Genomic DNA, 16,036 nt, shown 5'->3' on the forward strand with positions numbered 1-16,036 from the left:
ATGACAAAAGAACTGTGCCTGGACGGTCAATGGAAGCTTGTTTATTTTCCGCAAGGAGAATGGCAGGTCCACCATCCAGATGAATTGAGTAAATTAGATTTGCCATCTATTAACGCTTCTGTTCCAGGGAATGTGGAGCTCGACTTGGTAAGCAGCGGCCTGCTTCCTGAGCCCTTCCTCGGAACGAATATCAATGAGCTTCGTCCTTACGAGCTTTACGAGTGGTGGTACAGCTTAACGTTCACCGCTCCGCCGACGATGGCGGGCAAGCGAACCAAACTGGTGTTTCAAGGGGTTGACTGCTTCGCAACCTACTGGTTGAACGGCGAAGAGCTTGGATCCAGCGACAATATGTTCATTGAGGTGAATCTCGAAACAACGAAGTCGCTCCTGTACGATGGTGTGAATACGCTATGTGTACGGTTACGTTCGCCGATTATCGAGGCAGGGCAGCGCAGCACCGATGCGATTTGCTATGGACAGATCCCCAATGTCGAGCAGCTATTCGTACGCAAGGCCGCTCATAGCTTCGGATGGGATATTATGCCCCGTGCAGTGTCTGCTGGCATTTGGCGATCCGTATCCTTGGTCGCATGTGAGGATCATGCCCTGACCGACCTATATTTCTATACCCTATCTGTGGATAAAAATCTTTCAGGGGCCCAAATCGGATTATTTTACCGAGTGGCCACAGATCCTGCCTATTTTTATCATGGATTGGAGATTCGGATATGGGGTAAATCAGGTACATCCGAGTTTCAGATGAGTAGGCCCGTCTTATTCAACGTCGGCTCCCTGACCGTATCCATCGAGAATCCCCTGCTCTGGTGGCCAAATGGATACGGGGAAGCTCATCTCTATGAGGTTACCACCGAACTGATTCATCAAGGACGTGTACTCGCTTCACGTACAGAGCGGATCGGCATTCGTCAAGTTCAATTGATTCGCACAGAAACAACCACGGTTGAAGCTGGCGGCGAATTTCTATTTAAAGTCAACCATACCCCGATCATGTGCAAAGGCTCAAATTGGGTGCCGATGGATGCGTTTCATAGCCGAGACGCCAGCCGCTACGAGAAGGCTCTCCAGTTGTTCACTGAAACAGGCTGCAACATCGTTCGTTGCTGGGGAGGCAATGTCTATGAGGATCATGCTTTTTTTGACTTCTGCGACCGTCATGGCTTGATGGTCTGGCAGGACTTTGCCATGGCCTGCGCTGTCTATCCACAGACGCCCGAGTTCAGCGAGTCCATGCGACTTGAAGCAAGCGCTGTTGTGCGCAAATTACGGAACCACGCTTCGCTTGTCCTATGGTGCGGGGATAATGAATGCGACGAGGCTTATGGGTGGTATGGGTTGTCGGATCCTAATGTGAATTCCATTACCCGTAACCTGCTTCCGCAAGTGATTCAGCTCTATGATCCTCACCGTGCTTATTTGCCAAGTTCCCCCTATCTGTCACCTGAGGTTATCCGATCAGGCAACATGAACCTAGCTCCTGAACGGCATCTTTGGGGGCCGCGGGATTATTATAAAAGTTCCTATTATAAGACGAGTACTGACCATTTTATATCTGAAATTGGCTATCACGGCTGTCCGAATCTATCGTCAATCCAGAAGTTCATCGAACCCGATCATCTATGGCCATTTAACAGTAAGGATGAGCAATGGGTCGCCCACGCAACGGCAGTTAGCGGCTATGATGGACATAACGCGACACGTATTCAATTAATGGCGAATCAAATTAAAGAGCTGTTTGGGGCTATTCCTGAATCTCTGGAAGACTTCATACTTGCTTCGCAAATTTCCCAAGCTGAGGCCAAGAAGTTCTTCATCGAGACGACTCGGCTCAAAAAATGGCGTAAAACAGGGATCATTTGGTGGAATATGATTGACGGTTGGCCACAATTCTCCGACGCTGTCGTCGATTATTACTATAGCAAGAAGTTAGCTTTTCATTACATCCAAAGAAGCCAAGTCCCCGTCTGCATTATGATCGATGAGCCTGAGAATTGGCATGTTCGAGTAGCTGTAGGCAATGACTCCAGAGAATCTGCTGCCGGCACCTATCGTATATGGGTTGCAGATTCCAATGAAACACTTATGGAGGGAAGCTTCACGGTCGAGGCTAACGGAACTTCCGAACTAGGGAAAATCCCGATTTCTCATGCCAACCAGCAATTGCTTCTAATTCAATGGAGCTTCAATGGACGAACCTATGGCAATCACTACCTGCACGGTTTTCCGGCTTTCTCATTAGAAGCTTATAAACGCTGGCTGCCGCAAATTGCTGCTATTTCCAATGAATTTCAGGTTGATGAAATCGGTCGATAGGAGGAATTCTACAATGGATAAAATGATAGTGGAAAATCACATGCAGCAGCTTGTGGCGCGTTATCCAGACCTAGAAATATGTACGCCAGACATTATAGCAGCATTTCAATTATGTGCGGAAGCGTTCCATACAGGTAGGAAAATGCTGCTATGCGGCAATGGGGGAAGCGCCTCCGATTGTGATCATATTGCCGGTGAGCTGATGAAAGGCTTTCTATCCAGAAGGCCTGTCCCCTTATCATTCCGTGGTTCTTTAATCCAAGAATGGGATGAAAGAGAAGGGGACTATTTAGCAGATCATCTGCAGCAGGCGCTCCCTGCCATTTCACTTACCAATCACGCTGCCTTGATAACTGCGTATGCTAATGATGTAGACCCAGAAATGATTTTTGCCCAACAAGTGTACGGCTATGGGAAAAAGGGAGATGTCCTCCTAGCTCTCTCCACTTCCGGGAATTCCTCGAATGTCCTTCGGGCTGTTCAGACCGCGAGAGCAATAGGAATGAGTACCATCGGATTAACCGGAAAACAAGGTGGCCGATTAAAGGAGTTATGCGACGTGACCATTAGCGTGCCTTGGGAGCGAACACCGGATATCCAGGAGCGCCACCTGCCGATTTATCACATCCTATGTACGATGCTGGAAAGGGAGTTTTTCGGATGAGCATGATCCTTGCTGGCTTTGATATTGGAGGAACCAAGTGTGCCGTTACGATTGGAAGACGGATGGACCCTAATGAGATTACCTTGCTTGGAAAAGTTCAATTTCCCACTCCCAAAGATCCGTATCAGACCATCACGAAGCTTATTTCAGTCTTAGAGCAATTATTGCTAGAACAAGGTGGTTCACTCGCAGCGATTGGCATCAGTTGCGGGGGGCCGCTTGACAGCAAAACAGGGGTCATCCTTTCACCACCGAATTTGCCAGGATGGGATCACATTCATATTACTTCGTTAATCAAGGAACACTTTGGTGTTCCCGCCAATTTGCAGAATGATGCCAATGCCTGTGCGTTGGCAGAATGGCGCTGGGGTGCTGGCGTTGGAACCCGGAATATGATCTTCCTGACTTTCGGTACGGGTATGGGCGCTGGCCTTATTCTCGATGGCAAGCTATATACGGGGACCAATGATATGGCTGGTGAGATGGGTCATATGAGGCTTGAGCCTACAGGACCCATCGGTTATGGCAAAGCCGGTTCCTTCGAAGGCTTCTGCAGCGGAGGCGGCATCGCCCAATTGGGACGAATGAAAGCCGCGGAAGCTTTGGCGATAGGGCAGCCTCCGAGCTTTTGCCGATCCGAGTCGCAATTGGACTCGTTGACCGCTCAGCAGATCGCGGAGGCCGCGCAAGCAGGGGATCTTATAGCCTTACAAGTATTTCGTACTGTGGGGGTACAGCTTGGAAGAGGTCTATCTGTCCTGGTGGACCTTCTAAACCCGGAGTTAATCGTCATTGGCAGCATGTATGCCAGACAGCGCGATCTGCTTGAAGCTGCCACACTTGAGGAACTTCAAAGGGAGGCGCTCCCTCACGCTCATCATGTATGCCGCGTAGTCCCTGCCGGGTTAGGTGAACTTGTAGGCGATTACGCTAGTCTGTCCGTTGCCGAATATCAGATGAAGTGACCTAGCCAATAGCTTTCATATTTTACTTTTGAATCAAATTCGTCATATTTCTCCGCAAGGCATATTCCTTCGGTGTGACCTTATATTTCTTTTTGAACAAACTGAAAAAATAAGTTTCATTCAAGATCCCTACCTTTTCAGCAATTTCATACACGCTAAGGTCATCTTGGATAAGAAGGTCTGCTGCTTTGGCTAATCTAAACTCGTTAATAAAATCAGGAATCGATATATGGGTAGCTTCCTTATATGTCTTGCTTAAATTTCTTGTCGATATTTTCATCATCGAAGCGATCGAAGTCAAACTCAAGGTAGGCTCTTGATAATGGTTATGAATGTATTCCGTGACCGCATCTACCAAAAAGTAGTTTAGTTTATTGGCATTTCCCTCGAAATCTTTTTTGAACGAATCTTGCAGGGCACCGACTATGATCCGATGAATCTCGGCAATCGTCTCCTTCTCCAAAATATTGCGGCTGATCGAAGAGATGTGCAAAGATGGCGCAACTGTCACTTTCATTTCTTCTAATGTCTCAATGACTGCATCCACAAGTCTTATGATGGAGACTAAAGCATTGTGATAATTGAGCGTGCCCAGCTCTTCAAATATATTCCCCAAAACCTCTTCTATCGCTGTGGTGTTGCTCGATTTCATCGCTTCCACAAGCCATTCCTCATGATTTTTGGAATATCCCGTTTTTTTACTTTCCACATTTTTCTTAACCGTTTCGTAGGTTATGACCGAGGAATGCCCTAGTAATAAGCGATACATCCCCTGATCGAGAGACTTATGATACATGCCATTCAATTCCTGCATATGACTCGTCTTTTCACTAATCGATGCCGTAAAGGAGATTTTAAAAAAACGGGATACATTCTCTTGAGCTTCTTTGATAAGAGCCTGGATATGTGCTTGAAACTGATCATCTTCTTCCGGAATGCTTACTATTAAGGCGACATGATCGTCCTTCATATCCAGTCCTTCGTTCGGGTACTTTCTAGCCATAATTTCTGATGCAATATTGATCATAGCAAAGCGAATCGTGTCTTTATCTTTGGCATGGAAAGCATGCTGGAATTCCTTATAGTTATCAATTTTCAATACACATATGGCATAGGAACCATCCAAAACTAAAGAAATCCTCATTTCTTTAAAAATGCTTTCCAATTCTGACCTGCCGATCGATAAACTTTCCGTGAGCAGTCTGCTTAACCAATAATGCTTCATGACGTCTTTATATTGCATCTTTTCCTTATCATAATGATCGAGCATTTCCATGGATTGTCTGTAAACGGTGTTCAAATAAGAGATCTCATCGACGACCTCGTCTTTGTCCGATCTCCGTATCCGATCCAACATAATCGAATTCACCAGTTTCCCCACGGGCCCATATATTTTCCGAGATATGCCAATAGAAATCACAATGGCCATGACAAGAAAAATGAGCGTGATGATGATAATACTATTTCTTAAGCTGTTGATATAGGTATAAATTTCAAGAACAGGCTGCGTTTTTAACAGCGTCATCCCCGTGTTGTCGACATTTGTGTACGTGACTAAATATTTCGTTCCGCCATGCTTGCTTTGAAAAAAACCATCTCGATCAGCCTGTGGATGTGCTGTTTTATACACTAAAAAGTCAGTTTTCAGCCACTTCTTGATTGCAGGGTCATTGGTACTATCATTCAAGTACTCGCCAGCCTGGTCTAGAATAAATACGTTATCTCCCTTTTGTTTATCGATCATATTGATTTGACTAATATTCTCCAGCAACCACTCCGGCTTCACATTAATAACGACAACGCCATCCGGCTTAGCCCCACTCACTGTAGTTTCGTATATGAAATAGGAGAATACATACTCAGACTCGGTTACCCCGTTTACTAGTTTTTTGATATCACGGAAAATCGGTTTCAACTTAGGCAGCGCTTGGTCCGAATTAATAAAGTCGAAGAGCATCTGATCTTTAAAAAATAAAGGAAAACCCGTACTATAGGAATGATCCAAATTCCGATTATAAATGCCAATAGAGTGAATATAAGGAATAGCTGAAGTGACAGAGCTAACGACTTTAGACATGTGGCTTGACACTTCAATCATATCTTCTTTTTTCGCATACATAATAGCGGTTACATCGCTATTTAAGTAAAGAAACTTCGATAAATTGGAAATCGTTTGATCCATAAAAGACATATTATACTTGACCTGATACAGTATTTTTTGATTGGCTGCATATTCATTTTTGACCAAAAGATTTTGCGAATTAATATAAATGACCGTTGAAAGTACAACAACTAGTATCAAAATAGCTATGCTAATCCAAAGAACCATTTTTATAAAATAGGCTTTAGCTCCTAAAAAAGCTTTTATGTTCATGCCTTTATATTCTCCTTTATTCGAAGTGAAAGCGACTGGCATACACTAGTCCCACCGCGCAATCCAACGTCTAAACTCCTACATTTTGCATGTTAGTATGTTATATAAATGTAATTGTATGAAGTTCGAATGTATACTTTAATATACGTCATTTCCTATAAATAAGGGAACTTTAAAAAAATCGCCCCGTCCGGAACTATGATCCGGGCAAGGCGATCTACAAAATAGTTTACATACGCGATTAGAAAATCAGTTTCCCAAGAATAGGGCTAAGTGTTTCCGCTATACGAAAATAACCCAAATCTGAAGGGTGAATACCATCTGTGGTGCATTCCTGGTAATCCGCCCCTAACAACTCTGCACCATCACAAAAGTGGAGATTCGTATCCCCTTCCTGCTGCAATCGCTCAACGATGGCCATTTGAAGCTGTTTCCGTTCTTCCCGGCGGCGAAGCATGGTTTCGTCAAAGGCTTCCTTCGCTAGTCGAATCTGTGAGATGACGAGAATTGGAACTTCTGGATGACGTGAACGATAAATCCGGATAAATTCAGGCAACGATTCCTGAAGGCGTTCTGTACTTGGTGTATTGGCTTCATAATCCAGAACAAGCAACGCCGGTTCATCGATTTGGCTGATCAAATGGGCAAGCTCTGGTTCCCCCTGGGCATTTCCAGAGAAACCGAGATTCACCATCTCAATCGGAAATTTCCGACTTAAAATGTTGGAGTAGGCCATACCAGGTCTCGAAGCGCAAGCGCCGTGAGTGATGGATGTTCCGTAGATAAGTACTTTCTTGTTGGTGGCAAAGCCAGGAAATCCAGCTACCGATGAAGAAGGATCCAAACCTATCCAAATCTCCTTCACACCTTGATATAGCGGAAGATTAAGTGTGATTTCCCGCATTTCCCACGGTAAGGATTCAAAGAGTATGGATTCGTATTCATTTTGCGACTGATCAAAGCGAGTGGTATTTACATAAAGCTGAGCTCCCGTTGTACCGATATAGCAATCAACCCCACATTGACCAGTGGCAGGCATCTGGTACATCGTGGCCCTGTCAGCCAGAACAACCCTTACAGAAAGTTTTGGTGAATCTGTCTGGAAACGAATCTGCACGCCTGCTGTATAATTCGCAAGTCGATCTACCTCTGATCGAATCGGATGGCTTGGTTCAAGTGGCAATCTTCGATATACGCCGTCTTGTTCCAGCCAAGGCAGTCCTGTTATCCGAAAAGGTTCACTTCGCGGTGAGTGCCATTCCCAGTCGTTGTTGATATCGACATCAATTTTCATACTACTGTCCAGCTTCTCGATCTCATTTTTCCTTGATGTATCCATGTATTTTCACCACCCTTTCACATAACGGATTGATTCAAGTAACTAAACAATTAGATGCCTACCATGATATATCAAGGGTCCCACTAATTTGGGTTAGTCGTATACAATTCCCTACCACTTTATTGGATAATTCCAAGTTATGCTCCCCATTCTTCACTTCAACATCACCCGCTTGCAGCTGCGCAATAGGCGGATAGATGGTAAGATCGGCCTCAATTAAATTGTTTACACTAAAATTACGAAGCGTGCGGTTACGTTTGTGAGGTGTTGGATCAGGCGCTTTTTCTCTGCACGTAATGCGAGACTTTTGCTTCTGGTTAACAAACACGCGGCATTCGTCATGAAACGTGCGATCCAGTGTATACGCAGCAGCCGTTCCTTCTCCAATCATAACGGACTGACCGATGATTAGTGGCGCGCCATCGGGAAATTGAAGCTGCAGCGCAACGGATGTATCCTGCTTACAACCCGTAAAGATAAACGCGTTGTCATTCCTTGTGATGAACATCAGCGCTGATTCAGATGCTGCCTCTTCCTTCACCTGATACAAGGAGTAACCAAATTGTTGCAGGACATATCGTACGAAGAGTGAGGAATCCAGAAATTCTTTCTCCTGACGAATCGGTAAATGCGAGACGCCTGCGGCTTGGAATGGCAGTGAACCGCGGACCCACCCCACTTTACCTCCATCCCATTCAGGTAAAGCTCTAGTTATCGTAAATGCCCGTTCTAGCCCACTTTGATTCACACTTGCATGAATTTGTGTAGCGCGATCTGCCAGATCATCCACAACTTCACTTAACCCACCGCCTGAAATGTGCGGATAGTGTTGTAATCGAAGAGTCCCCTCACCCCTTGGGTGCTCCTCATTCTTGATCGTATCTTCTGACAATGAAAGGTTAACGGAAAAAGCACCTTCAAGTTCAGGCTCGCTTTTGAGATTCAGCAGCTTATATAGTTCAGGATCATCGACACGGCCATAGAAAATGATCTTTCCGCCACGACGAACATACTCGATGATTCGCTCTGCTTTCTCCCCTTTGATCCAAAAAGCCGAAGTAAACAAGATCGTATCCTGCAGCTTATAGAGGGCATCGTCATTCATCGCGAAGAAATCATCTGTGCTAAGCACCGTGTTCAGCGGCAAGCCTTGGTTAATCCCATTGCGCACAAACCAATCATGGAAGAACACGTCGCTCGAATGCTCGCCCGATTCCGCCATCGCTTCATGCAACTCTCGGAACGGGTATAACCAAGTTAAGATCCCCGGTTGGTCGGGAGCGTCTTTGAATGCTTTTTTAATATGAGGAATCACTTCCAACGGGATATCTGCATCCAGCTCGCCTTTTTCCGAATCGATGGTCAAAATCTCTACAACACCCGGGCTCTCCAACTCGCCTTCCTTGTTAACGCGAGCGACCGTGAGCGGACAATAAATATCATGCGGCTCCCGATCGTAGAGATCCCACCACGGATTTTGCCAGAACCACGGATCATTGGCATAAAAGCGGAAGAGGTACGTCTCTGCAGGCAATACAGCAATACGCGACATGTAGCCCGTCAGTTCTAAGCCGAAATCATAGTTAAGAGCTCCCCATGGCGAATTCGGCGGCGGAAATTCAACATATTTTCTCTCATACAGATCAAGTAAGGGAATGCAGTCCTTGGCAAGATCCATGCCGGTTCCGTAGTTCGTCCCTCTGATTTCTGTGCGGTAATTCGGGCACTCTTGCTTGAAAATTTCCCAGAATGACAGCATCTTGGAAGATAACTCTTCATACTCTGCCATCGCCATCTGCGTGCCATCATAATTAGCGCCTAAATAGGTCCAAGGAAAGTACGACAGCGCGAATCCGTTAGAAAACCATATATAATCAAAACCTAATGTAGGTAAAAAGCTGGCACACTGCCGCCCCAGAAACTCGCCAAACGCTGTGTTTTGGGAAATGCCGTCAGGATAAGCCGCATAAGCAACCTTGTCTTCTTTTAGCTTCGACCAACTGCATACTACGGTATAGTCCGCCTTCAGCGATATAAATTGCCCGCCAACTTCGGCGCGATTGATTTCCGGGTGCAGCTTATATTTGAAATCCGAGTAGGCAAATTCAGGTCCTGCGTCAAAGGTAGCTCCCACTTCCATGCGAATACCATAACGCTCGGCTGCAATTCTTTTAAATGTGGCGATAATGACTTGCAAATCACCATAAGTGATTCGTGCAGGTTCACTCATGTAAGGCGCGGCGATTCGCGGGTCTTTGTCGTCCTTGATGTGGCCGAAATACTCCTCATTGGCAAATCCGATATAGCGGCCCCATTCAATCTCGCGCTGCAAATCGCCGTCCCAAACTAGGATTTCGCTTCCATCAGCGACCCACAGCAGGATTGAACAGCTGTCTGCCATGCCGATCAATGGGAGCCATTGCCGGATAGCCTCGGTACACACAGCTTCAATCGCCTCAGGTGCCATACTTTTGAATGGCTTTAGGCTCATTTCCAGTGTAACTCTCTGCAAAGACTTCTTTGGTTTTACGAGTGTTGTCATATCACTTCCACCTCAATGCCTAGTACTTTGGCTACATTACGAATCTTGGAACCTACATGCCCCACACCAAGCGCAAAGTGATGCGTAGGACCTGCTGAGCACCATCTTTCCACGAATTCTGAAACACTATAATTAAATTTACAACGTGTATTGGTGTTGCCCGTCTGCGGAATTTCACCTTTGATGGATTCGCCTTCCGTGGCGATCATTTTGTATTTGCCGCTAGCGGTTTGTGAAATACTGAGCAATGTAACAGGACCTGATTTGATGCTGAATTCGACGCCGATACCAGATCCGCTTTTGCCATGAAACAGATCCAATCCGCGAATGATCGGCTGCCCGTCGCTAATTTTAATATTATGCGGCCCGTCATGTCCCACCAACACGACATCATCTACAAAGTCACAAGGATGCAGCTCCGCGAACGAACCTCCTGCATCTAGTCGATCCATAATTAGCATCGCTGCGCATGTCTTCAAATCGGCTTCTCCGGCAAGCGGAACCCCTTTGCCTGTCAACAGCGAGTTACCGAGCACCATGTTCGATCCGATTCGTTCATATTCATTATTGTCGAGACCCCGGTAATAATAGGCCAGACCCGTTAAGCCATTTTCCACGATCAGCTTATCCAGCCCAACCGCAACTTTAGCAGACCATTCGAGATCCTCTTGTTTGATCGGTCTTGTCACTGGATCGATAAAGGGATCGGATATTTTGAAAACGCTTTTAATTTCATCCAGCTTATCCGCTATTTCCTTCGCTGTTGCGCCATTGACCAGCTTGGCCAAATCACACATCTCCAGCATTTGCACGTGCGAACCAAAAGCTGCCGTGAAAGCCGTCGGATCAGAATTCATGTCATACATTCCTTCGTAGGTATGCCCCAAGTAGCCGATTTTGGCATATTTGAACGCTCTACGCGTATTGGCGACTTGGCACCATCCTTGTAACTCTTTCATCGCCCGTGGATCATCATAGAGTGTTCCAACAATCATCCCTGCCGCAGGCTTCCCTGCTCGTACTAGCACCCCGCCTATTTCGGGAAGGGAACAAATATTATCGTTGACTAGCTGCATATACGTCGTCGTATTTCTATAATCAAGACGTTTCCTTGGCTGCAACGCAACAAGTACCGTCGGTACATTCAAGTTCAGGATCGGAGTTGCCGCTGTTGATGACGTCACATATGTGCTCAAGAAGCAAAATAGAAAGTCAACATCTTGGCTTTTCAAATAGGAGGAAGCGGCAAAAGACTTATCTACCGAATCGACAAAACCTGCCGACACCACCTCGACATCATGCTTACGAAGCATTTCCTCGAATTCTCGGCCGTAGCCCTCAAGCTCTTCTTTTAAGCCCGGAAATTGTGCCCAATATGGCTCGTGACCCACTGTCATCACGCCTACACGCGCTTTTACTTTTTGGAATAAACTACTCATTTCTCCCTCATCCTCCCCGCATATCTTTCTTCTTAAGCTTAGTGAAATCAGGCTATTGAAACAATGAACTATCCAATAATTATTTCAACAATTCTACGATTTCAGTTATACTATGAGAAAGAGAACAAGACCTTGACAGAGGCGAGCGTATTGTCTGAAAGGAGCATACTATGATCCAACCTGTTGCTATTTATTTCGAGCATTGTGAGCCGAATTGGCATGTACCCAAGAGTAGGACGAATAACCATATTTTAATCCTCATGACCAATGGAACCATTCACTATACCGTTGAAGATCATACTTTTACGATGCAAAAAGGCGATCTTTTATTTGTCCCTCAAGGTGTTTGGCGCAGTGCGATGAATTCAACCAAGGAACCGCATGATATGTATGTCGCGCACTTTCATTATCAGGGGGATGGGGATGGACTTCCGCTGCTGATCACACCTGATCGGTGCTTAACTAGACCTTTTAACTTTGATTATATGAAGCAAAGATTTTCATTGTTGACCCAGCACTGGCTGCGCAAATCGGTCTATTCAGACACTATCTGCCACGGTATCCTGCTTGAAATGCTCGCGGTTATCAATGAAGAAATTGATTCGCAATCTACACAGGGCAAATCTTATAGCATCGTAATGCTGCTTCAAGCCTACATTCTCAATCATTATCACAGAACGATCACTTTGAGCGAACTAGCCGAATATGCGGATCGGACCCCTAACTATGTCAGCACGATTTTCAAACAGGTTACCGGGCAATCCGTCACAGACTACATCCAGCAAATCCGTATTGCCGCCGCTTGTGACCTATTGACCAATTCGCAGATGAATGTAGGAGAAATCTCCGATTTCCTCGGATTTTGTGAGCAGTCGTATTTTAATAAGGTGTTTAAAAAATGTACCGGCACCCTACCCTCCACCTATATGAAAGAGAAGGTTCAGGTTTGGAAGTCTTAGTCTGTTTAATTGGCATTCAGGCAAGCTTCCATATAAAGAAGAGCTGCCTCGTGGCAGCTCTTCCTTATATAGATCTATGTATTTGCTACGAGTCTTTCAGCCATTCGGTGTAAATTCTCTAAGCTTAACTTCACGCAGTCCATGGGATTACCTTGACACACATCCTGCTCCACAACGTACCACTCCACGCCATTCTGCTCTCCCCATAGCAAAATAGGATCGAAATCAATCACGCCCGTACCAATTTCAGCATACGTCTGCCTCTCATCGTTGGTCATATCCTTTACATGCATCGTTGGCATCCGGTGGCTATATGGACGAATGAAATCAGCCGGATCTTTGCCTGCTTTCTTCACCCAATAGACGTCAATTTCAGCCAGTATTGCATTATCCGCAGAAGGCTCAATCAGATATTCCAGAGCACTTCTACCATCCACACTTGTTTCAAACTCAAAAGCATGATTGTGGAAGCTCAGTGTAAAGCCATCCGGCTGTATTTGCTTCGCAATGTCGTTCAATCCATTCCGAAATTGTCGATAGCCTTCCTCATTTCGAAGCTCATGGGGGACGGAAGGACAGATTAATGTTGTCGTATTGAACAATCGTGCTTCCTTAAGCACACTTTCCAGCTCACTGCTTAAACGCTGAAAAGAAACATGCAAGCCTGCCGTTTGTAAGCCTGTTTCTTGCAGCACCGCGGAAATTTCTTCTGCCGAGTAACTGTGTAGCCCTGCCAATTCAACCCCTGCCCAGCCCATCTGTTTCAGTTCTCTTAGTACCCCTGGAAAATCTTGCTCACATTCGTTACGCAAGGTATACAGCTGTACCGCAAATTTCTGTTTCATTTTATACGCCGCCTTCTCTATTAGTTAGTGTGATTCCTCGAGGTACAATCTGATCTAATGTAAGGGCAGTCTCCCCGTGTCGTATCGTAATATCCCGCTTCTCGCCTGGGAGCAAGTCGAAATATTCATCACTCAACTGAATCGTTTCATCCAATCCGAAATGCACCGCATGCGCAAAGGTTTCACTTGAAACCGTAAGGCGAATTTGCCCTGGTTCGATGGCTTGGATGTTTGACACTTTTACTTGTGGGTCAGGTAAAATGAGATCGCGAAACACTTCGCTTTGTAGGGTAGCCGGCATAATCTCGCTGGATTCACTTAGCGCTCTGACGTACATACATGCCTCTTTCGAATTATAGATAGGCGTAGCCCATTGTAGAACGACTTCCCGCGAGAATGGCTGGAGTTCAACTGTTACCTCCGTTGCTTGCTTCCCGCTCCCATCATAGTAGACAAGTCCGTATTCTAGGACTTCACCAATAGACGAGCTAGTTTCATTGATGGCCGTGAGCTGAATCATCCCATCTTGTTCGCGTAAAATGAGTTTAACCGGTGCTAGTGCCCGTTTCACAAAATAATAAGAAATTTTGCGGGTTAGGTAATAATCAATGATCGACCAGCCAACTTCCCCCCAGCAGTCATTGTACATCCAAAATAGTGCGCCAGAACAAAACAACTTAGACCGAATCGCCTCAAGCGAATACCCCAGCATCAGACCCTGACATAAACCCGCGAATAACAAGTAATCGTCGATTTCCAAATGTTCGGTAGCCAAATAATGCTTGTTTATACCGGCAAGTACCGTATCTTTTTCGAAAAAATTAGTATGAAGCTGCCATAGCTTGCTCGCGCGATCCATTTCCTGACCGTTATGGTAGATCGCCATGGATGGCTTCCGGCAGGGACCAATGTATCCATACTCCGAGACAAACTTAGCGCTCACCTTGTCATATTCCTCGGGTGTAATTCGCTTTTCCATGTCGGCATGCATCATGCAATCGTTCCAATGATGCGTATCGCCAGATTGGTTGCCATTCGGATGGACACCGCCATAAGGCGAACTATTCCAATAGGGAATAGCCGGGCAGTTCTGCTGGACAAGGCGAGGCGCGATGTCATTGTAACAGACTGCTCCCCCGTAGAAATCTGCAGCTTCCGTCTCATTCCACCATTCCTCAAAGCCCCAATGATTCTCATTGTTGCCGCACCAAAGCGCGAGCGCACAGTGATTGCGGAGCCGACGAGTCTGATAATCGATCTCCCGCTCCACCTCGTCCCGAAACCAAGCTAAGTGATCTGGATATTTTGCGCAGGTGAACATGAAATCGTGCCAAATGAGAATTCCGTACTCGTCACATTTGTCGTAGAAAATATCTCTTTCGTAGATACCCCCACCCCATACACGCAGCATATTGAAGTTAGCTTCCTTGGCTTCACTGAGCAGAGCTTCATATGTGGCATCTGTGACACGCGCATAGATGGCATCCGCAGGAATCCAGTTTCCACCTTTACTGAAGACAGACACACCGTTAATTTCAAACGCGAATGAACGTTCATCCTGACTCTCTGGGATCTTATCCATGTTTAAGTGCAATGTGCGTATCCCAAATGAAAAAGAGGGATATTCCACAACATGTGTTGACGTTTGCAGCGTTGCCCGAACCGCATACAGCGGCTGATCACCCATCCCATTGGGCCACCAAAGCTTAGCGTCAGGCACCTCCATCGGAATTGTGATATAGTTCAGTCCAGAACGAAGACAACAATCCTTCTGAATAATCTGTACCTGCTGCCCCTGGAAAATAACTTCCAGTTTCAACTCCGTTTCTAACGTTTGAAAAGGGTGTAGATTCTCCAGTTCTAATTGCAACTGTAAGTGTGCCGCTTTGCTCACAGCATCCAAGCTTGTCGTTGTGACTTGAACGTCGCGAATTTGAAAACTGTGAGCAAATTCCATACTCACCTCGCCCATGATCCCGCACGTCGCGACCCTTGGTCCCCAATCCCAACCAAATACATATTGCGGTTTTCTCAGCATGCCACGGCGATGATCGCCTCGATGCCTGATCTGCTCGTTCTTGTACACCACTTTGGCTTCACGAATCAGCGCAAGATCATTCTCTGAATAGTGCTCCAAACCGGCGGTAACACGCACAAAAAGTTGATTAACCCCTTGCTGCACCTTACCTTTCACATCACAAGCAAACGGATAAAAGGCGCTGCGATGATGGCCCAGATGGCCATCATTCAACCAGATATCGGCTTCTACATCCAAAGATTCAAATCGAAGAAGTATTTGGTCTGCATGCAGCTGATCATCGGACAACACAAAAGATTTCTTAAACCACCAAGAGCGGTCCTCGATCCATTCACTCGAAAAGCACTGATCCGCTACTAACGGCTCTGCGATGATCCCTTGTGCGATGAGCGGCATATGCACATCACAAGGCAAATCGGACATGAGCCAATTCTGTTGCTTATTTTTAACTTGAAAATAATCCGCAGCCTGACGATAGAGCGGCTCCCACGTTAGCTGCCAATCTTCATTTAAATGTAGTTTCATCGTCATCGCCCC

Annotated in this window: 10 protein-coding genes; 4 read left to right on the forward strand and 6 right to left on the reverse strand. The window is 45.9% G+C overall.

From position 1 onward, the window contains the following. Genes GC096_RS00095 through GC096_RS00105 form a run of 3 tightly spaced genes read left to right on the forward strand, consistent with a single transcriptional unit; the run spans nucleotide 1 to nucleotide 3,963 of the window. Nucleotides 1-2,334 carry a glycoside hydrolase family 2 protein gene (locus GC096_RS00095; RefSeq protein ID WP_171628270.1) on the forward strand — a complete coding sequence of 778 codons (2,334 nt, stop codon included), beginning with the start codon at nucleotides 1-3 and terminating at the stop codon, nucleotides 2,332-2,334. 13 nt (nucleotides 2,335-2,347) lie between these two features. Next, complete coding sequence (locus GC096_RS00100; RefSeq protein ID WP_246302488.1) at nucleotides 2,348-2,998, forward strand: D-sedoheptulose-7-phosphate isomerase; 651 nt, start codon at nucleotides 2,348-2,350, stop codon at nucleotides 2,996-2,998. Next, a complete protein-coding gene (locus GC096_RS00105; protein WP_171628271.1) occupies nucleotides 2,995-3,963 on the forward strand; it encodes an ROK family protein in 969 nt (322 codons plus the stop codon). The genes GC096_RS00100 and GC096_RS00105 overlap by 4 nt, the downstream gene beginning before the upstream one ends. A gap of 22 nt (nucleotides 3,964-3,985) precedes the next feature. On the opposite strand, the gene GC096_RS00110 is transcribed toward GC096_RS00105, so the two are convergent. The 4 genes from GC096_RS00110 to GC096_RS00125 all read right to left on the reverse strand — a co-directional run bounded on the left by GC096_RS00110 (nucleotide 3,986) and on the right by GC096_RS00125 (nucleotide 11,657). Beyond that, nucleotides 3,986-6,337 carry an AraC family transcriptional regulator gene (locus GC096_RS00110; RefSeq protein ID WP_171628272.1) on the reverse strand — a complete coding sequence of 784 codons (2,352 nt, stop codon included), beginning with the start codon at nucleotides 6,335-6,337 and terminating at the stop codon, nucleotides 3,986-3,988. 241 nt (nucleotides 6,338-6,578) lie between these two features. After that, the gene (locus tag GC096_RS00115; protein WP_171628273.1) at nucleotides 6,579-7,676 is read right to left on the reverse strand and encodes an SGNH/GDSL hydrolase family protein; all 1,098 of its coding nucleotides are present in this window, start codon (nucleotides 7,674-7,676) and stop codon (nucleotides 6,579-6,581) included. A 58-nt stretch (nucleotides 7,677-7,734) separates the two neighbouring features. Beyond that, the gene (locus GC096_RS00120; protein ID WP_171628274.1) at nucleotides 7,735-10,218 is read right to left on the reverse strand and encodes a hypothetical protein; all 2,484 of its coding nucleotides are present in this window, start codon (nucleotides 10,216-10,218) and stop codon (nucleotides 7,735-7,737) included. Further along, nucleotides 10,215-11,657: an L-fucose/L-arabinose isomerase family protein gene (locus tag GC096_RS00125; protein WP_171628275.1), complete on the reverse strand. Its 1,443-nt coding sequence runs from the start codon at nucleotides 11,655-11,657 to the stop codon at nucleotides 10,215-10,217. The genes GC096_RS00120 and GC096_RS00125 overlap by 4 nt, the downstream gene beginning before the upstream one ends. A gap of 170 nt (nucleotides 11,658-11,827) precedes the next feature. On the opposite strand from GC096_RS00125, the gene GC096_RS00130 reads away from it, so the two are divergent. Then, nucleotides 11,828-12,616 (forward strand): helix-turn-helix domain-containing protein, encoded by a 789-nt coding sequence (locus tag GC096_RS00130; protein ID WP_171628276.1) that lies wholly within the window; start codon nucleotides 11,828-11,830, stop codon nucleotides 12,614-12,616. Between the two features lie 74 nt (nucleotides 12,617-12,690). Here GC096_RS00130 and GC096_RS00135 read toward each other — a convergent pair whose 3' ends face one another. Then, on the reverse strand, nucleotides 12,691-13,461 hold the full coding sequence (locus tag GC096_RS00135) for a sugar phosphate isomerase/epimerase family protein (protein WP_171628277.1): 771 nt from the start codon (nucleotides 13,459-13,461) through the stop codon (nucleotides 12,691-12,693). A 1-nt stretch (nucleotide 13,462) separates the two neighbouring features. Beyond that, a complete protein-coding gene (locus GC096_RS00140) occupies nucleotides 13,463-16,024 on the reverse strand; it encodes a glycoside hydrolase family 2 protein (RefSeq protein ID WP_171628278.1) in 2,562 nt (853 codons plus the stop codon). Between the last annotated feature and the right edge of the window lie 12 nt (nucleotides 16,025-16,036).

The organism is Paenibacillus plantarum, from assembly GCF_013141695.1.
In the GTDB taxonomy this organism is placed as follows: domain Bacteria; phylum Bacillota; class Bacilli; order Paenibacillales; family NBRC-103111; genus Paenibacillus_E; species Paenibacillus_E plantarum.

Excerpts from the sequence above, each read along its gene's own strand:
- GC096_RS00095 (WP_171628270.1), top strand. The coding sequence starts at position 1 with ATGACAAAAGAACTGTGCCTGGACGGTCAATGGAAGCTTGTTTATTTT.
- GC096_RS00100 (WP_246302488.1), top strand. The coding sequence starts at position 2,348 with ATGGATAAAATGATAGTGGAAAATCACATGCAGCAGCTTGTGGCGCGT.
- GC096_RS00105 (WP_171628271.1), top strand. The coding sequence starts at position 2,995 with ATGAGCATGATCCTTGCTGGCTTTGATATTGGAGGAACCAAGTGTGCC.
- GC096_RS00110 (WP_171628272.1), bottom strand. The coding sequence starts at position 6,337 with ATGAACATAAAAGCTTTTTTAGGAGCTAAAGCCTATTTTATAAAAATG.
- GC096_RS00115 (WP_171628273.1), bottom strand. The coding sequence starts at position 7,676 with ATGGATACATCAAGGAAAAATGAGATCGAGAAGCTGGACAGTAGTATG.
- GC096_RS00120 (WP_171628274.1), bottom strand. The coding sequence starts at position 10,218 with ATGACAACACTCGTAAAACCAAAGAAGTCTTTGCAGAGAGTTACACTG.
- GC096_RS00125 (WP_171628275.1), bottom strand. The coding sequence starts at position 11,657 with ATGAGTAGTTTATTCCAAAAAGTAAAAGCGCGTGTAGGCGTGATGACA.
- GC096_RS00130 (WP_171628276.1), top strand. The coding sequence starts at position 11,828 with ATGATCCAACCTGTTGCTATTTATTTCGAGCATTGTGAGCCGAATTGG.
- GC096_RS00135 (WP_171628277.1), bottom strand. The coding sequence starts at position 13,461 with ATGAAACAGAAATTTGCGGTACAGCTGTATACCTTGCGTAACGAATGT.
- GC096_RS00140 (WP_171628278.1), bottom strand. The coding sequence starts at position 16,024 with ATGAAACTACATTTAAATGAAGATTGGCAGCTAACGTGGGAGCCGCTC.